Below are 17,967 nucleotides of genomic sequence, written 5' to 3'. Positions count from 1 at the left end.
GGCCGCTAAAAAAGCGAATGAAAGTCTTTTAAAATTTCCCTGATAAGGAAATTAGGTAGGTAATCTATGGATAGCATTTATCAATTTAACGCACCACTTTGTAATAACAGTGATTTTCCTTTGAGCCAGTTAAAAGGAAAAACGGTTCTTATTGTAAATACAGCAAGTAAATGTCATTTTTCGACGCAATTATGTGCGCTTGAAAAGCTATACCAACAATACAAAAGCGATGGGTTTGCTATTCTAGCCTTTCCATGTAATCAGTTTGATAAAAACGAACCATTAGAGGGCATGGCAATAAAAGACTACTATCAAAAACACTTTGCAATTAATTTTGAAGTATTTGATAAGGTTATGGTGAATGGCCCCGATACGCATCCCCTGTTTAGTTATTTAAAATCACATACGCGTGGAATTGCACAAAACCGTGCCATAAAATGGAATTTCACTAAGTTTTTAGTTAATGCTCAAGGACAGCTAATTGCGCGCTATGCCCCGCGTACTAAACCAGAGTCATTACACAGCGTAATAACAAGCAGTTTAGGGTCAACACCGGTTATAAAAACAGCAAACACTCGTTTTGGTTAGGCATCTATAATAAAAATGGTTTATGGTTGATGTAACTAGGTTAGTTGGATAGTAATAAATGAAGATTGCTTTTTTTAGTGCTCAAAAATACGAGCGCCCTTTTTTCGAACAAAGCTTAACTGGCTTTTCTAACATCGCTATTACCTATTTTGAGCAAAGTTTATCGACGCACACTGCGGTTTTAGCTAAAGAATTTGATGCGGTATGCGTATTTGTAAACGATTCGGTAGATAAAGCGGTTATTGATCAACTGGCTATATTTGGGGTTAACACCATTTTACTGCGCTGTGCGGGTTTTAATAATGTAGATTTAGCCGCTGCTAAACAGCATGGTATGCGTGTTCTGCGCGTTCCGGCTTACAGCCCTGAGGCAGTCGCAGAGCATTGTATTGCACTTATGCTTACGCTTAGCCGTAAAACCCATAAAGCTTATAACCGCGTACGTGAAGACAATTTTGACTTAAACGGCTTACTTGGCTTTAACTTGCATAATAAAACGGTGGGTATTATTGGCTGCGGTAAAATTGGCCAAGCATTGTGTAATATATTAACCGGTTTTGGCGCTCACATTTTAGTATGCGACCCTAATGCACAAGCTGGTAATTACACTATTACCGATTTAAACACCCTGCTTACACAAAGCGATATCATTTCTTTGCATTGCCCGCTAAACGAGCACACTCATCATTTAATAGACGATGACGCATTTGCCGCCATGAAAACAGGGGTTATGCTAATAAACACTTCGCGAGGTGCCTTGGTTAATAGTAAAGCGTGTATTAAAGCGCTTAAATCACAAAAACTAGGTTATTTAGGGCTTGATGTGTACGAGCAAGAATCAGAGCTGTTTTTTAAAAACCACAGTGACGATATAAACCAAGACGATATTTTCTCTCGCTTGGTAAGCTTTAAAAATGTATTGATCACCGGCCATCAAGGCTTTTTTACTCAAGAAGCGCTTACAGAAATTGCCAATATCACCTTACAAAATGCATTTGAGGTTACTCAAGGAAAGAGCTTAACAAACGAGGTGCTATAGCGCTGCTAACCAAAAAGCAAAAAAGCGAACAAAATATAGTGTTCGCTTTTTTGTTATCTATAACACATGAGTTATTGCTGTATTCTAGCCAAACGCAACGTTTGCAAATACTAAGGTCATTAGCACTGGGCAGACAAAACGAATGTACTGAGCAAACCAATAATGTGCACCAGAACTTGCTTGATGAAGCTTATTACCACGCTGCCATAACCAGCCTACTGTAACAAAGTAAAATAGTCCCATCAGCGGTAGTTGGTATTGGGTAAAGACCATAATAACCAAACCAAATAGCCAATCAAAATTAACAATAATAGTACTGGCACAAATAAGTACAATGGCACTAACGGCCCATGTGGCTTTGGTTCTATCAACACTGTGGTTTTCTACTAAGAATGCCACCGGAATTTCAGTCGATGAAATGGTTGATGTAACTGAAGCAATCGACATCAACACAAAAAATAGTAAGCCAACTAATAAACCAATTTCGCCCATGGTGCCAAATAACTCAGGTAATATGGCAAAAATAAGCTGTCCTTCACCGATTAGTTTACCGTTGCTAAATACTTCAACGCCATTGAACTGAGCCACATAAATAGCCGGTATAATTAATAGTCCTGCTAAAAATGCCACGCTGGTGTCGAGTAAAGCAACACTTGCAGTCAATTTTGGTAAGTTAGCACCGGGCTTTAAATAAGAGCCATAAATCATCATACAGCCCACACCCAGTGATAATGAGAAAAACGCTTGCCCCATTGCGGCAATAATTAAATCAGGGTCGAGTATTTTGCTAAAATCAGGCACTAAATAGGCAGCAAACCCTTCGCTTGCGCCATCTAAGGTGGCAATGTAAGCAATTAGGCCAACCAATAAAACAAGTAATAATGGCATTAAACGGCGTGACCAGGTTTCAATTCCTGATTTAACCCCTTTTAAAATAATGCTGGCGGTTAAAATAAGCATCAGCGGCGTAAATATAAAATTACGTAGCATAGAGTCGCTATGTAAAAACTCACTCAAGCTCTGCAAGCCTAAAAAGGTGGTTATAGGCTCTATGGCGTAAGAAAGCATCCAACCTGCCACTATTGAATAAAAGCTTAACATGACTATTGCGCCTGCTAAGCCTATATAACCTGCAGCAGCGCCAACTTTAGGCGCATGGTCTTGCCATGCTTGGCCTAGGGCTTTAACCGGATTAGCTTGGGCTTTGTAGCCTAAATACAACTCGGTGTATAATGCAGGCAGCGCTAGCAAAAAAATAACAATAAAATACACCAATAAAAATGCGCCGCCACCATGATTAGCAGCCTGTGTAGGAAAACCCCATATATTGCCTAAACCTACCGCAGCACCGGCTGCTGCCAATACAAAACCAAGTCGACTTTGAAAACCATCACGCACTTGTGTCATACACCTACAAATCTGTTATTATTTTATCGAATGTGAATTAAACCATATTTAAGGGCGACTGAGTAATAAAAATGTACTTAGCGCACATAACAGCAAACAACCGCTCACAAACTATCCAGCTTATAACGATAACTATGTAATCGGTATTCACTTTTAACGAGCAATAATGAGTTCAGCTTACTTCGACAATCAGTTATTACAAACACCGCTTGCTGAGAATAATAACCACACCATTTTATTATTTGATGCCAGCCAATTGCAGGTTGATGAGCTAACACTCACGCAGTTTTTAAGCCCGTTTGAATTAAGTGTCATCGCGCGTCGTAAAACACCACAAGCAAAAAAAGAGTATGTAGCAACGCGACTATTGCTAAAATATTTAGTCAAAAGCGTATTACCTAACAGCAGTGATATAGCGCTGAGCAACATCAGCTCTGAATTTAATCAACAAACCAGCAAGCTTGAGCTAAATATAAATAATAACTTTGTGTGTAGTTGCTGTGTGTCACACTCTCATGGTTTGGTAGGCGTGGCCCTAAATATTAATAATTCGCTATTTGGTTTTGATATAGAAAAAATCAGTTTGAAACGACCATTTGAAAAACTCGCAAAGCACTTTTATGATGCTGCAGAAGTGGCACTTATAACTAAGCAACCGTGCACAGCTGCTAAAGCGGCGACATTTTTCAGACTTTGGACATTAAAAGAGGCATTAGCAAAAGCAACCAGCCGCCCTATTGCCCAGCTATTAAGCCCTAATGTATTTTGTGAGCTTGGCAACACGCAATTAAATGCAACCAGCACCACATTAACAAATGATGTAAACGAGCAGTTTGATATAAGCGTTGTGGCAAAAAAAAGCACCGACTGGCGGTGCTCATTTATCTCATTGAAAACGTTAAGCAGCCAGCTCGCCTTCAAGTAGTCGGCTATGAATAGCTTGAACCACAGCATCGGACTCATTTTGCTCAACTAAAAAGCACAGGTTGTGTTTACTCGCACCATGGCAAATAAGACGAATGTTAAATTCGCTCAACACCTGCATTAAATTCATTTCGTGCTGACGCAATACAATTTCAGACCCAATAAGTGCTACTAGGGTTAGATTGTTCTCAACCGATACATGGCAAAACTCAGCCAGTTTATCTAAGCACTCTTGATCTAGCTCTGGGCGTGATGCATTTGGCGCATTATCAAGGGTAATTGCTACACTAATTTCAGAGGTGGTAACCAAATCTACCGAAATATTGCATTCACTTAAAATAGTAAAGATACGCGCTAAAAAACCACTCGCTAATAGCATTTCAGGGCTTTTTAAGGTCAGTAGTATTTGGTTTTTACGTTGCGTGACCGCACGAATACCTGGTAGCTGCGATTTTTCACGTTCAATCCACGTGCCCCCACGCTCTGGCTCTGTGCTTGAGCCAACAAACACATTTATATGGCTGCGACTGGCTGGCAAAATTGTAGCTGGGTGCAGCACTTTAGCGCCAAAAGTGGCCATTTCTGCCGCTTCATCAAAGCTTAAACGCGCAATAGGTGTCGCTTTAGCACACAAACGCGGATCGGTACTAAAAATCCCCACTACGTCGGTCCAAATATGCACACTTTTAGCGTTAATTGCTTCAGCTAACAAGGCGGCACTGTAATCAGAGCCACCGCGACCCAGTGTGGTGGTTACATTGTTTTCATCACTGCCAATAAAACCCTGAGTAACAATAACCGTGTTCTCTAGTAAAGGAATTAAATGCTCTTTAGCTGCAAGCGCTGTAGCGGCTACATTTGGCGTGGCTTTACCAAATTGGCTATCAGTTTTAAGCACCTGGCGAACATCAAAACGCTGCGAATTTAAGCCTTTTAAGCGTAATACTTGAGTAAATAAATACGACGATAAACGCTCGCCAAAGCTAAGTAGCTCATCGTGTTGCTGCTCTGTTGTCAGTATTTGATGTGCCAGAGTTTGAAACTCATCAAGGGTGTTATTAAAACCAAGCGCTAAATCATTATCTAGGGTCAGATCAGTTAAAATTGCCTGCTGAATCGCAAGTACACCATCAATATGCTGTTGACGCTCTGCGGCATCAATATCGGCTTTGCAAAGTGCCACCAAGTGATTAGTTACACCGGCACTGGCGCTCACTGCAACAATTCGAACGCTGTTATCGTTTACAATGATTTCGCTACAACGGCTCATGGCCTCAAAATTAGCCACGCTGGTGCCACCAAATTTGGCAACAATGTAATCTGATTTTGTGCTCTGTAAACCTTGTGGCACTGATTGGGTAGTCATTTCGTCTCCTTTCGCGGCATCCAAACCGCAATAAAACAAGAAGAACTTGGCAGGAAATAAAGATAAGAAAAATCTACTGCCAGAAGCTCTCCACCTAAATTGGTGACAGTTTTGAGGATTCAGCCCCATAAACCGAAAAACAATAGTAACGACCCATTGTTTTCCTCGGCGAGTACTTCCCTCCTTAATGGTCGTAGGCTGTCGTTGCCTCGCATTAAGTACCTAAGTATCGCACCTCTTCTGAATGTATTATTAACCAGTGGCTAATAAAACAAAACCGCACTAAGAGTGCGGCTTTGAAAGTTATCGTTTAGACGTCTAGCTGTCAAGTCGTTTTATTATAAAATCAAATAAAACTACCCATAAAGTAAGAGCCAGCATAACCAAAGGTGTAACACACTAACAAATACAACGACAAACGAAGGTAACTTGCAAAAGTAAGTTCTTTAACCTTACTCATAGCAATAATACCAGCCGCCGAACCAATGATCAGCATTGAACCACCCACACCAGTTGCATACGTAAACGACAACCAATGCTGTTGACTCATTACAATGTCAGCTTTTAGTAACGCAGCCGTTAGTGGCACGTTATCAACACCGGCCGATAAAATACCCATTAAGTAGTTAGCGTACTCTGGCGCCATCACTGTATACAGGTTTGTAAATTGGCTTAGCACGCCCACTTCTTTTAATGCGCCAACAAGTAATAACACACCTACGAAAAACAATAAGGTGTCGTACTCTATGTCACGTATAAAGTCGATCATATCTTTATTGATGTCTTTTTTACGCATTAAAAATTGCGCGACTAAAAACATAATAGACAGGCCGAGTAAAAAAGTAAGTAATGGCGGCACACTATATAAAACACTTAAAGTGAGGGTAGAAATAACCGTAGTGAAGAAAATAACAGCAATAGTAATGTCGGTTTTTTCGATGCGTTTGAATTTAGTCTTTTTAAACTCTAACTGCTTGTTCATACCAATTGATAACAAGGTAGCCAGTAATAATACGCTTAATAACGCTGGCACAATTAACAGTAATAAGTGACTAATGGTGACTTTACCATCAAGGAAAATCATTAACGTGGTTACATCACCCGTTATAAGTGAAACACCGCCGGAGTTCACTGCAAATACAATTAAGGTGGCGTACTTAACTAGTTTTTTGGCTTCAAGCTTTAATGACATAATCACTGCCAAGGAAATCAATGTGGCTGTAACGTTGTCGGAAATAGATGAAAATAGAAACGCAAAACTCCCCACCAAAAACATCAGCTTTCGCTCACTAATGCTGGTTGGCATAATCCGGTTCACAACATTTTCGATGAGTCCTTTGGAGTTTAAATAGGCAACAAAGGTCATTGCGGCCATTAAAAACAGCCATAAGGAAGCAATTTCTAAAATATTGTGGTCTAGGAGGGTTTGAATCGTTTCGGGGCTTTGCCCATTAAGAGGAAAAATAAAGGAGATAATCCAACAAAGCGTACCAAAAAATAATGTCGTTTTGGCTTTGTTAACGTGAATCACATCCTCAATAACGATAAGCAAGAATGCAATCGCTATCAGCGTCAGGATAATCGAGGAAACCATGATATTAAACAACCTTCGGGGTTAAGTAAAAATTGAAACCATGTAAAAAATATACCCACATATTCTATGTGCCTATATTCGGCGCGGATACTATCACTATGTGGGTGTAAAAACTATTATTAAATCGTCGCAAAAACGAATACCATATAAGCTCAAGAAATATAAAATAACGAATACTAGGATGTTGTAACGCCTTATGATCCCAGCTAAAAAGCTACTTAATACCCTCACTGAGCATTGGGGTGTATTAGAGCTATTATTTAAACGCTTTAAAATGGCCGACTTTAGTATTAAAGATCTTCAAAATGCCATTAAGCAAAAGCAACCGACGTGGAATAATGAGCGCATTTATAAAGAAACCAATCGGTTATTAAATCAAGAAATTATTATTCCCTTGGCTAAATCGTCACAACTAGAAATTAACCGTGCTATTGCTGACTTTGCTACCTTTTTACTGCAAGAAGAGCATTTAGGCTTAGCACAAGAAATTAGCGTATTGGTTGATGATTTAGCTCGCTTAGGTAATCGGCTATCTAATGCTGGTGAAATGGAAGATTTTGATGATTTACGCCGCTTTAGCCGCATTATGGATGATCGGGTTCGTAAAATAATTAAACTGTTTTTACACAACGAAAACGCCATTTTAAATATTGTTGAACAAGCCAAATCAAATAACGCGGTGCAATCGCTGCAAAAGCGCTATAAAGCCGTGATAGAAGCGTTTGATGAATATATAGAACCCATGCTAGAAATGGTCGATATTAGAGGCGACTTTCATGCCTGTTTTACTCTAATTGAGCAACAAATTAGCACCCAAATAGAACATATTGAACGCTCAGGCAAGGCGTACAACGATAAACGTATGCTTGAGCAATTACGTACCCGTATTCTCGAAATGCACCTAGTTGGCCGGACAAGCTTACGCAAAAGTGCCGATATGCTAATGCCACTGCGTGAAGAGCTGCGCCGTAATAACCTTATTACCCGCCAAGCAGCAAAAGTATTAGGGCTAATTCGTAAAAACGGGGTGGATAATATGCTCAGCGCCGTGCAACCCCATTTTGTAAGCGATGCGCAAAAGTATTCATTGGGTCAACAGCGTCATATTATTGCCTATATGGCAAGCCTAGCTGAGTTTGAACACCATGAATATCAGCTACCAGAACAAAATGATGTGCCCGCGTTTGTCACGCCAAACATTCCTGACTACCACGATGTAAAAGCGCAGTTTACCAAACGCTTTAAAAAGCAGCGTAAAAAACCACAGCCTCTGCTGCAATTTTTAGACGAAAGCTACCCTGAGCTTGAAGCCGATGAAATGCTGTTTTTGTATCAAAAGTTGGTAAGCGATAACACCCTAGAAATTAGCCAAAGCGATAAAAAAGCCCGCGTTAACATTGCAGGCCAGCACTTTAATTTATATCCCTTTAATTCAGAGCCTCAGGCTGATAAAGCCGAGCACGAGTAATTACCATGACCCATATAAACTTAGATGAGCTTTCTCACTTACAAGCCATTAATAAAAAATTAGTCGCCGGTTACCACATTTGCGAACAAGACACCGTAATGTGGCAAGAGCTTGACCAACAAATAGACGCTTATACTGCCTTATTTACAGCATTAGGCCACGAGTTAAAACACGATAGCCGTGGTTTTTATTATTTTGCCAGCGATGAAAGCACCCCAAACATGGGTAAGATTTCACGCGCTGTAGCGCTCACTATTTACATTTTAATAGAGCATTTTGCCAATACAGGTAAAGACCCAATGCGCGCATTATTTGACGAGCCAAACGATTTAGAGCTAATGCAAACCTTGGTACAGCTTAATAAACATTTGTTCGATCAGCTTGAGATATTTTCGGGATCTGACTTACGAAAAGATGTGTATTTACGCATGGTACGTTTAGGTCTTGCCCGCGAGTTAGAAGGTGGCTTTATGTTGCAAGCCCCTATTCATCGCTATATTGATGCCTTAATGGAAGTAAACGAAGAGACCTTTATTAGTGAGGACGAGCAATGAAAAATTTATACGGACTGAGTAAACTCGCCCTACTCAATACCGCAGGCTATGCCAAATGTGTGATCCCACTGGATAAAAGTAGCTCGATTTGTGCACCTAACAACACAGGTAAAAGCTCAGTAATTAATGCACTGCAATTTCCGCTAATTAACGATTTACGCCTTACCGAGTGGGATGGCCACGATTTAGATGAAACCCGTAAGTTTTATTTTTCATCAGATCAATCGTACATTTTACTGCAAGCCGATTTACCCCATGGCTCAGTTGTCATTGGTGTAGCAGGCTTAGGTAAAATTGCCGGTTATGCGCACCAATACTTTTGCTATCAAGGTAAGCTTGATTTAGCCCAGTACACCCAAGGCAATACCATTATTAAGTTTACCAAGCTGTTTAACCACTTAAAGCAGCAAGGTTACAACCCAATAGAGCTTAAGGCACAAGAATTAAACGCCCTACTGACAGGCGGAGCAACGCAATTTGACGGTGAGATCAATTTAAAAATGATCCCCCTCAACAACGTTCAAGACTCTGCAATATACAAAGAAATATTTCGTCGTATTCTTAATTTACATAAATTAGGCGCAAACGACGTTAAGCGCTTTATGTTGCGTGTGTTTGAGCGCCACATGTCAAATTCAAAGGTCGACTTTTACGAAGTATGGCGCCGTTCATTCGATAAAGTAAACCGCGCAAAACGCGAATTAAAAGCACTAGAATCAATGCAAGAGCCCATAGCCGCTCTTGAATCTATGCTAGAAAACCAAACCGTGCTTAAAGGTAAACTGGCCGCTTATGCGCCAAAAATTGACCAAGCACTGATTGATTTTGATACGTACCAGGAAGAGCAACTAAGCGAGCTCAACATCGCCCTTGAAGACATTGAGCACGAAAAACACGATTTTGAACAAAAACAAAGCCTATACGTGCAACAATCGCGCGATATAGAGCGCAAGCAAACTCAAATTGAACAATGGTTTTTAGATTTCAACGCTCTTAAAAGTGAATTTGAGCTGGTTAATAAAGCCACTCTCAAAAGTAACCTAAGGCAGTTAAAAAATGACTACGAGTCGTTGTCACACTCTATTACGAGTGCTCAAGGGCAAAGCCTGCACACCCTTGATTTCCGTATTGGTGAAACACAAAAACAAATTAAGAGCTTAAAGTTACAACTTAAAAACTTAGAATTTAATTTATTCACCCGTATGCGTGAAGACTTATCACTTAAAGAGGTAGAAGAAATATCACGACTATTAAACCCCGATCTGCTCTCCTTTGCCACCACCAGCAATGGCGATATAACCATTGATGACGAAGATGCCTTTGGTGAATTTTTATCACAGCTGAGCGAAAATGTTAAAGGCGGTATACTCACCCTACCTGGTGCCAGTATTAAACTTAAAAAGCTCTCACCAGTACAAATGCAAAGCGGCGAAAATAAAGAGCAACTGAGCGCTCAGTTAACCGCGCTTGAGCAATCATTAAAAGAGTTTAAACAGCAGCGTGAAGTGGCCGCCAATGTTGCTGATAAACAAAAAGAAAAAGACGCGCTATACGAGGAGCTTATGAGTGCAGAAAGCGCACTTAAACGCTTAGAGCAATTTGAAGTGATGCAACAGTCGGTTGACGCCCAAGCGATGCTAAGAGAGCAGCTTTTAGCCGAGCGCGAACAAGTTGACGATTACCTACAAGATATTCAAAAAAACAGTGGCTCAATTGCTGATAGACGCTCGTTAATTAAATCAAAACAAGCGCAAATTAATCGTCAAACAGAGCGCCTGCGCCAAGTTAAAACCGAGCGTATTGACCACACGTTAGATTTATACAGTGGTAAAGTGACACCTTACATGATTGATATAAAAATCGATTTTGATAATTTAAGCGATTTAATTCACCACTTTAATAAAGACTGCCAAGAGCTTCGTAATTTCGATATAAATGTACGTAATACCTATATGCATATTTACAATGCAGGTATTACCAAGTTCGATAACGAAAACGATGAGTTTAGTAAATACCAAAAACTTATTAGCGCGTTTCATAATATTGATAACGAACGTGATGCCGTTGAGCGCCAAGGTCGCGTTGCCCTCACCGAAGTGGCCGCCACGATTAAAGGCTTACGTGAAGATTTAGACCGCCTACGTCGTGAAATGAATAGCTTTAATAAAGGCATAAGCCAGCACCGCATTTCAAACCTGCAAGCGTTTAAAATTAATATTATCCCGCGCAAAATGTTGGTAGATAGCATTGATACCATTATCAGTACATCTAACCAAATTGAACAAGGCGATACCCTGGATTTACTCAGCCAAGAACCTTACAGCGAAAGTGCGGTAAACGACGCAAAAGATCATTTAATTAAACTCGCCTCAGACAAAGCAGGCCTGACCCTTACCGATTTATTTGATATTCGTTTTGAAGTGGTTAACCGCGCGGGCGAAACCGAGCACTTTGAAAAGATAGACTCGGCTGGCTCAAATGGTACGCGTATCACCATTAAGCTATTATGTGGCATGTTGTTTATTCGTTATTTATTAAGCGATCAGGAACAAAACTTATACCGTATACCTATTTATATAGATGAAGCGGCTGATATCGACCCGCAAAACCAAAAGGCAATTATAGAAACTGCCCTGAGCTTTGGCTTTGTGCCAATATTTGCCTCCGTTAAACCGCAAATAAGTTGTGATTATATTGTGCCAATTCGTTCAGTAAAAGACGGTGCACAAAACTGGGTAGATGAAAAAGATTGGATTGAGGTTGAACATAAAGCCTCTCTACTGGACTAAGAATTAATTAGCTATTCATTTTAGTCAGTTACACTTATTTTTAGATTTTAAATTACCCTCGCCCATGGTAGTTTAAACAAACGCACTTTATTGGAGCAAACGGTATGAAACATATATTTATTGTCGCAGCACTGGCGCTACTTACCGCCTGTACACAAACGCCCGATTGGGATTACGATAAATCAGCAAACTTTAGTAACTACAAAACGTTTGCTTGGGTAGAAAACGCGAGCCTAACCAAAGACACGAATAACTACCAAATCAGTGGGCTGATGGAAAAACGCGTTCGCAATGCGGTAAACAACCAACTAAGCCAGCAATTAGGTATGCAATTGGTTGACGTAGCGCAAGCTGATGTACTTGTTAATTACCATGCAAGTGTAGATAAAGAGCTTGAAGTTGACAGCTTTAACGTAGGCTACGGTGCACGTTGGGGTTACTGGGGCACAGGCTTTAACCACGATGTAAGCGCACGCGAATATGAAGTAGGCACGTTAGTTATCGATATTATTGATCGTGAGTCAAACCAATTAATTTGGCGTGGTGCTAAAGATGGCCGTTTAAAGAAAAAACAAACACCATCACAACGTGAAGCCGCTATTAAAGAAACGGTTGCCAATATTTTAAGCAACTTTCCGCCTAAAGCGCAGCAATAAATTTTAATTAATATTTAAAAGCCCGCATGTTCGCGGGCTTTTTTATGGCTTAAAAACTGTTTGCCTATAATGTAATAAGTTGCGTATTAACAAGGTGATAGCTCAATGCTATAGTAATCATGTTACAAGGGATAAAGCTTAATCAATAAGACGTTTAGTAAACCTAGTGTTTAAAGTTGTGAGATAAATTAAAGGATTAAAATGAAAGAAATGTGCCCAAATTGTAAAAGTAATTTTGCAGCTAAAGATATAAATAATATTAACAAAAATAGTATTTTTATTGAAAAAACAATGCCCTTCTTGTCAAACATGGTTTTGTTTGAATAAAACACTCACGTATTATAAAAATTATTGGTATTTTTTTATTGTTAATAACCAGCCTATTAAATATCTTCAATATTAAGAGTCAATACAGTCTAATTTTTTCAAGCGCTGGTTTTGTAGGAATATTAGTAGCAATCATTATTACTTTTTTTGGCCAAAATGAAGCAATCAAAAAATAAAAAAAAGAAACCAAAGGTAAAATATGTAGATATCAGTAATACGAGAATGCTATTGAATCAAATCGCATTCTCTATAGTATCTTGGGCTTTAGGCCTTTTATCTATTATATTTGCGATAAAATTTATACATGATGGCTATATTCTGACTCCAACAGATTACCGGGTCGAATCTGACGTTTATTTCTTTTCAGCGTCACCGTTTACTTATCTATTTTATCTTCTTATTTATTTAGGAACTGGGGTCTACTTTTTAGCTGTGCCCTATCTTTTTAGAGATATGTTCCCACGAAAAAAGAAAAAGCCTAATAAATCTAAAAAAAAGCATAAACGAGGTAACAGCTAATTTTAGCTTTATTAGTTACCAGCCTTTTTTATTTAAATACGCATCAATGAAGTTGTTATTTATACTTGTGTAATAAATCAAGTGGGATATGGCAATAATCATCAGGGTGATTGGTTAAACGGTCTTGATGCTCGGGATCGCTAGGGACATAATTAGTCAATGGCGCTACTTGTACCGCTATTTTTTCAGCATCATCACGCTGGCTAATATAGTCTCTGGCGATGTTTAAATGATTACTGTCTTGGCTAAAAATGGCGGTGCGGTATTTTTCGCCTACATCGTTACCTTGTTTATTGATACTGTATGGGTCAATAATCTCAAAAAAATAGCCGATTAATTCATTTAGGGTTACTTCTTGGGCATCAAAGGTTACTTTCACGCACTCGGCATAGCCATCGTATTCACCTTGTGTTGTGTTACTAGTGCCATTGGCACGTCCCGCCTCAGTAGTAACTACTCCGGGTAAATACTTCATAAATTCTTGCACGCCCCATAAGCAACCACCAGCAAAATAAAGTGTGTGCTGATTTAATGAATGACTCGATTGTTGTGTTTGCATAATAAAGTGACCAATGTAAATAATTTATAGGATGCAGAGTTACTATTTTGTAACGCTAGGTTTGATTATCAAATGCAGTTTTTTATCATTAATGTACAATAGCGCCCAAAATCACCCTAGCTTAGTGAGCTTACCTTATCATGTGATAAAAAGTGATAGGTATTTAATTGTTAGCGCCATTGCATAAAATGAGAATAATGATATGAATCGTGCCCCGCACCTTATTATACCGGTCGTGTTAGCCAGTATTTCAACTGTTGCTTATGCAGAGCAGAGTAAAGAAACAGCAACCATAGAACAAATAACAATTGAAGCGTCACCCACCGCCAATACATTACCTGTTGGTACATTTGATTCACCTATTTCAAATTTAGAGTACGACCCGCGTGTTGACTTGCAATCACGCAATATGGCTGAAGCACAAGCTGATGTAACGATACGCGGTGGTATTTTTGAAAATACCGGCTTTAGAGTCGGCAGTGCAACTCTACTCGACCCGCAGTCTGGTCACTACTTTGCAGAAATTCCTATTGCACCACAAATGCTAACAGGTGCCAGCGTATTAACCGGAGCCGATAATGCACTTTATGGCATGAATAGCTCTGTGGGTACTGTGTCGTTTGCTTGGAAACCAATAACAACCGGTGGCAGTGTCTCTTTGGGCGCAGGCTCAAATGACTTTAACTTACAAACAATTCATGCAGGTGTGAGTACTCCACTTGAAGCAAACGCTAATTGGCGCATTGGTTTTGAAGGTGAACATTCGCACTCACAAAGTGATGGTTCAATTGATTTTGGCGATCATGACTTTACCCGTACTTCTGGCAGAGTGCAGTTAACTGGGAGCGATTCACAAACTGATTTATTTTACGGCTTACAAGAAAAGTTTTTTGGTTGGCCAAACCTTTATACCCCATTTGGTGTAAATGAAACCGAAGACTTAGAAACCCAATTATGGATGCTCAACCATAAGCAAGCCTATGCTACCAACAGTGAATTTGAAGTATCGGCTTATTACCGCAAGCATAACGACCATTATGTTTATTCAAGAGAGAACCCAAGCGCGTTCCAAGCATTTCATGAAACACAAGTAAAATCATTGGCTATTTCAGGTCGTCATGCGCAAACACAGTCAGTTGCGGTTAATTACTCGGCGCAATATATAGAAGACAGTATTGACTCCACCACCCTTGAAAATAACTTTACTTCACGTAACTACTTTAAGCTTAGTGTATTGCCTGAATACACAACAGCACTAGCAAGCAACCAGCAACTAAACGTCCGCTTAGGTGCTGCGTTTGATAACACCAGTCGTGATGATTCTGACCTATCGTTAATTGGTGATGTTAGTTTCAATACCCAAAATAACGATGGCACTGAGCGAACTTTGTATTTGTCGTATGCTGAGGCAAACCAAGTAGCCGGTTATACTGCTATTGCTGGCAGCGAGACTGGTGGGTTGTTCAGAAGTAACGCTAACCTTGAGCGCGAAACCACTAAAAATTTAGAGCTGGGCTTATTGCTTGAGCAACAAAGCTGGCAGCTTAATTCCGCACTTTTTTATCGTAAAGATAACAACCTAACCGATTGGACATTTAGCTTTGATTCAAGCTCAGCGCGATTTGCACAGCCGGTTGATATTGACACCACAGGCCTTGAGTTTTTAGCCACTAAACAATTTAATAATACAGAAATTGTTGCCAGCTATACCTACTTACATAAAACAGAAACCTATGGCGCTGAAAATGTTGATGCTAGCTTTTATGCCTTAAATTTTCCTGATCATCGTGTTACGCTCGGTGCAATTTGGAACCCGACGGATATGTTAGAGTTTCGTGTTGATAATGAATGGCGTAAACAGCATAAAAATGCCCTTCGCCGTTCAGATGACGAGGCACTATTTACTCAGCTGACGTTAAAAATAACTCCACCAGCTGTGCCTAACTTCTTTATTAGTCTTGCGGCTGATAACTTATGGGATGAGTCGTTTGAAGAAATTCCAGGTACGCCAGGTCGCGGCGAGCAATATACACTAAGTGCCACGTACAGCTGGTAACTTTATCGCTCAGCGAGGGCTTACTCCACGCTGAGCTTATCTTTTAAGTTAAAATAAGAAACAGACCAGTAGAAAGCTGAATTAGAAATTTCATTTCGCAGCCCTCCCTAAGTACTCTAAAAGCGCAGAATCCCCTCCTCTGTGTACATGCATAATTGAAATAGTATGAGCAAAGAGAAGTGAATGAGGTAACACTAGCGACAATGCTTAGTGGATACTTAATTGCACTCTCTCAGTACTACTTTTAGAAACACAAAGTAAGTATCTAACCTGAACTCTGGTTAAGAGATTTACTAACATATTGAATCAAAATGATATTTATTTTCTCAAGCTAGAGATTTTTAGTGAAAACAAGGCGAAATTACGCGTCAATAGCTAGCCTATTGCAAGTAAATTCAACGCAGTTAGCGCTGAAAATAGCTGCTTGAGATGGATTTATTATCCGGAGTTCAGGTTATCAACACTTTTCAAGCGTATAAATTGTAAATATATGTGTATTTAATACAATAAATTAGGTTAATTGCTCTAATTCGGTAATTAACGTTAATGCGTGTTCATTAGTTGTCCCACAAACATCTAAAGTGGCGCTAAAATCACTACACACTTTAGGGCGCGACTCATCACCAAATAGCTTACATAAATTACGCTCATCCAGCTGAATACAACGTTCTCCGGCCTTTTTACCATTTGGCATACCCGGTATTGGCGAGCTAATACTTGGTGCAATACAGCATGCTCCACAGCCTAAACGGCACGCCATTGATTGTGTTTTCATTATAACCTCAGTAATAAATTTTAATTATATTGTTGCTGCTTGCATTTAAATAGAGCGATTTGTTCTATTTGCAACCGCATTGTGCAATGACTTGTTACATCTTCAAACACACTGTAAACACTTTATTGCGTATCATTAGTTCATCAGCACAATTTATGAAGGAATGCCTTGTGGCGACTAAAAAACAAATAATACTCCCTATCGCGGTCCTTGTTGGTGGCATCGCCCTCGCAGCGGGCTTTTCAGCAATGAAAAAACCACCAGAAGAAAAACCAGAACAAGATACTCGCCCATTGGTTGCAGCACAACCTATTCACCTTGATGCAATCACTCTCGATGTTAAATCGTACGGTATTGTGCAACCTAAAGACCGCACTGAGCTGATTGCTCAGGTAAGTGGCCAAGTTATTTCTGTTGCAGGGCAATTTGTTGAAGGTGCCTTCGTAAAGCAAGGGGATATTTTAGCACGAATTGACCCAAATGATTACGAAGCTGATTTAATTGAAGCTGAAGCAGGCCTTGCCCAAGCAAGTTCAGCGCTTGAGATAGAACGTGCTCAAGCACATGTTGCTAAAGCTGAATGGGAACGCATTAAAGCAGACTCAAGCGATATTACTGCTTCTGCGCTTTATTTGCGTAAACCGCAATTGGCAGAGAAAATGGCACGTTATCGTTCAGCGCAAGCAAGTGTAAAACGTGCTAAACGTAATTTAGAACGCACCTATATTAAAGCCCCCTACGACGCGATTATTAACGCGCGAAGCATTAGCTTGGGTTCTGTTGTAAATCCAGGTAATATCTTTGGTTCACTCAGTGCCACCTCGGTCGCTGAAGTGCGTTTACCGGTTGCCGATAAAGAGCTGCAATACTTAAATAATGGCGGCATTGGTGCAACAGTGTTATTTAGTGCGCAGTTCGCGGGCAAAGAAACCACATGGCAAGCTAAAGTGGTGCGCAGTGAAGGGGTGATAGATCAAAAAAGCCGTATGAGCTACTTAGTGGCGCAATTACCAACCCCGTATGCTAACAAAACTCAACCATTGCGTTTTGGCTCCTATGTTAACGCTAGCATAGGAGGTCGTGCAGTTAATAACGCCATTGTTGTGCCACATCATTTAGTCAAAGAAAATAAAATTGCGATATTAAACGACGATTTAACCCTGTCGTTTAAAACTCTTAACATTATACGTGAACAAAACGGCATGGTGATCGCAGACCAAGGGCTCAATGAAGGTGAACAGCTAATTACTTCAGCCCTTGAATACCCTACCGAGGGAATGGCGGTAAAAATTGAAGACGTTGTAACAACCCCAGACGTTACTCAACTTGCACTGAAACAGGAGTAA

At 40.0% G+C, this 17,967-nt stretch carries 15 protein-coding genes and 1 riboswitch; of the genes, 10 read left to right on the top strand and 5 right to left on the bottom strand.

Annotated features, from left to right (window positions below; translation table 11 throughout):
• The first annotated feature begins 66 nt into the window (after window positions 1-66).
• A complete protein-coding gene (locus P20439_RS00780) occupies window positions 67-588 on the top strand; it encodes a glutathione peroxidase (protein ID WP_008109261.1) in 522 nt (173 codons plus the stop codon).
• A 58-nt stretch (window positions 589-646) separates the two neighbouring features.
• The gene (locus P20439_RS00775) at window positions 647-1,627 is read left to right on the top strand and encodes a 2-hydroxyacid dehydrogenase (RefSeq protein ID WP_008109263.1); all 981 of its coding nucleotides are present in this window, start codon (window positions 647-649) and stop codon (window positions 1,625-1,627) included.
• 84 nt (window positions 1,628-1,711) lie between these two features.
• Here the strand turns inward: P20439_RS00775 and P20439_RS00770 are convergent, their stop codons facing one another.
• Window positions 1,712-3,034, bottom strand: a complete 1,323-nt coding sequence (locus tag P20439_RS00770; RefSeq protein WP_008109265.1) for a sodium-dependent transporter — start codon at window positions 3,032-3,034, stop codon at window positions 1,712-1,714.
• A gap of 166 nt (window positions 3,035-3,200) precedes the next feature.
• On the opposite strand from P20439_RS00770, the gene P20439_RS00765 reads away from it, so the two are divergent.
• Complete coding sequence (locus P20439_RS00765; protein ID WP_008109266.1) at window positions 3,201-3,959, top strand: 4'-phosphopantetheinyl transferase superfamily protein; 759 nt, start codon at window positions 3,201-3,203, stop codon at window positions 3,957-3,959.
• Here the strand turns inward: P20439_RS00765 and lysC are convergent.
• Window positions 3,933-5,324, bottom strand: a complete 1,392-nt coding sequence (gene lysC, locus P20439_RS00760; protein WP_008109268.1) for a lysine-sensitive aspartokinase 3 — start codon at window positions 5,322-5,324, stop codon at window positions 3,933-3,935. The two genes, P20439_RS00765 and lysC, sit on opposite strands and share 27 nt — an antisense overlap.
• Window positions 5,325-5,399: 75 nt before the next feature.
• Window positions 5,400-5,572, bottom strand: a riboswitch (Lysine riboswitch).
• Between the two features lie 98 nt (window positions 5,573-5,670).
• On the bottom strand, window positions 5,671-6,918 hold the full coding sequence (nhaD, locus tag P20439_RS00755; protein WP_008109270.1) for a sodium:proton antiporter NhaD: 1,248 nt from the start codon (window positions 6,916-6,918) through the stop codon (window positions 5,671-5,673).
• Window positions 6,919-7,114: 196 nt separating this feature from the next.
• Between nhaD and P20439_RS00750 the strand changes: the two genes are divergently transcribed.
• From P20439_RS00750 to P20439_RS00725, 5 genes are all read left to right on the top strand, one after another.
• Complete coding sequence (locus P20439_RS00750; protein ID WP_008463968.1) at window positions 7,115-8,386, top strand: hypothetical protein; 1,272 nt, start codon at window positions 7,115-7,117, stop codon at window positions 8,384-8,386.
• Window positions 8,387-8,391: 5 nt separating this feature from the next.
• The gene (locus tag P20439_RS00745; RefSeq protein ID WP_008109273.1) at window positions 8,392-8,940 is read left to right on the top strand and encodes a hypothetical protein; all 549 of its coding nucleotides are present in this window, start codon (window positions 8,392-8,394) and stop codon (window positions 8,938-8,940) included.
• The gene (locus P20439_RS00740) at window positions 8,937-11,729 is read left to right on the top strand and encodes an ATPase (protein WP_008463967.1); all 2,793 of its coding nucleotides are present in this window, start codon (window positions 8,937-8,939) and stop codon (window positions 11,727-11,729) included. Before P20439_RS00745 ends, P20439_RS00740 begins: the two co-directional genes overlap by 4 nt.
• A 104-nt stretch (window positions 11,730-11,833) precedes the next feature.
• Window positions 11,834-12,385 (top strand): DUF4136 domain-containing protein, encoded by a 552-nt coding sequence (locus P20439_RS00735; protein ID WP_008109277.1) that lies wholly within the window; start codon window positions 11,834-11,836, stop codon window positions 12,383-12,385.
• A gap of 483 nt (window positions 12,386-12,868) precedes the next feature.
• Window positions 12,869-13,231, top strand: a complete 363-nt coding sequence (locus P20439_RS00725) for a hypothetical protein (RefSeq protein WP_036932614.1) — start codon at window positions 12,869-12,871, stop codon at window positions 13,229-13,231.
• Window positions 13,232-13,286: 55 nt separating this feature from the next.
• Here P20439_RS00725 and P20439_RS00720 read toward each other — a convergent pair whose 3' ends face one another.
• A complete protein-coding gene (locus P20439_RS00720; protein WP_008109281.1) occupies window positions 13,287-13,790 on the bottom strand; it encodes a peptide-methionine (S)-S-oxide reductase in 504 nt (167 codons plus the stop codon).
• Window positions 13,791-13,992: 202 nt separating this feature from the next.
• Between P20439_RS00720 and P20439_RS00715 the strand changes: the two genes are divergently transcribed.
• Entirely contained in the window at window positions 13,993-15,846 is a 1,854-nt protein-coding gene (locus tag P20439_RS00715; protein WP_008109284.1) for a TonB-dependent siderophore receptor, read from the top strand.
• 511 nt (window positions 15,847-16,357) lie between these two features.
• On the opposite strand, the gene P20439_RS00710 is transcribed toward P20439_RS00715, so the two are convergent.
• The gene (locus P20439_RS00710; RefSeq protein WP_008109286.1) at window positions 16,358-16,621 is read right to left on the bottom strand and encodes a YkgJ family cysteine cluster protein; all 264 of its coding nucleotides are present in this window, start codon (window positions 16,619-16,621) and stop codon (window positions 16,358-16,360) included.
• Between the two features lie 170 nt (window positions 16,622-16,791).
• On the opposite strand from P20439_RS00710, the gene P20439_RS00705 reads away from it, so the two are divergent.
• On the top strand, window positions 16,792-17,967 hold the full coding sequence (locus P20439_RS00705) for an efflux RND transporter periplasmic adaptor subunit (RefSeq protein WP_008109287.1): 1,176 nt from the start codon (window positions 16,792-16,794) through the stop codon (window positions 17,965-17,967).

The organism is Pseudoalteromonas sp. BSi20439 (assembly GCF_000241165.1).
GTDB lineage: Bacteria > Pseudomonadota > Gammaproteobacteria > Enterobacterales > Alteromonadaceae > Pseudoalteromonas.
Note: the sequence above shows the minus strand (reverse complement) of the source record. Positions and strands in the feature narration are given on the sequence as shown.

Excerpts from the sequence above, each read along its gene's own strand:
- P20439_RS00780 (WP_008109261.1), top strand. The coding sequence starts at position 67 with ATGGATAGCATTTATCAATTTAACGCACCACTTTGTAATAACAGTGAT.
- P20439_RS00775 (WP_008109263.1), top strand. The coding sequence starts at position 647 with ATGAAGATTGCTTTTTTTAGTGCTCAAAAATACGAGCGCCCTTTTTTC.
- P20439_RS00770 (WP_008109265.1), bottom strand. The coding sequence starts at position 3,034 with ATGACACAAGTGCGTGATGGTTTTCAAAGTCGACTTGGTTTTGTATTG.
- P20439_RS00765 (WP_008109266.1), top strand. The coding sequence starts at position 3,201 with ATGAGTTCAGCTTACTTCGACAATCAGTTATTACAAACACCGCTTGCT.
- lysC (WP_008109268.1), bottom strand. The coding sequence starts at position 5,324 with ATGACTACCCAATCAGTGCCACAAGGTTTACAGAGCACAAAATCAGAT.
- nhaD (WP_008109270.1), bottom strand. The coding sequence starts at position 6,918 with ATGGTTTCCTCGATTATCCTGACGCTGATAGCGATTGCATTCTTGCTT.
- P20439_RS00750 (WP_008463968.1), top strand. The coding sequence starts at position 7,115 with ATGATCCCAGCTAAAAAGCTACTTAATACCCTCACTGAGCATTGGGGT.
- P20439_RS00745 (WP_008109273.1), top strand. The coding sequence starts at position 8,392 with ATGACCCATATAAACTTAGATGAGCTTTCTCACTTACAAGCCATTAAT.
- P20439_RS00740 (WP_008463967.1), top strand. The coding sequence starts at position 8,937 with ATGAAAAATTTATACGGACTGAGTAAACTCGCCCTACTCAATACCGCA.
- P20439_RS00735 (WP_008109277.1), top strand. The coding sequence starts at position 11,834 with ATGAAACATATATTTATTGTCGCAGCACTGGCGCTACTTACCGCCTGT.
- P20439_RS00725 (WP_036932614.1), top strand. The coding sequence starts at position 12,869 with ATGAAGCAATCAAAAAATAAAAAAAAGAAACCAAAGGTAAAATATGTA.
- P20439_RS00720 (WP_008109281.1), bottom strand. The coding sequence starts at position 13,790 with ATGCAAACACAACAATCGAGTCATTCATTAAATCAGCACACACTTTAT.
- P20439_RS00715 (WP_008109284.1), top strand. The coding sequence starts at position 13,993 with ATGAATCGTGCCCCGCACCTTATTATACCGGTCGTGTTAGCCAGTATT.
- P20439_RS00710 (WP_008109286.1), bottom strand. The coding sequence starts at position 16,621 with ATGAAAACACAATCAATGGCGTGCCGTTTAGGCTGTGGAGCATGCTGT.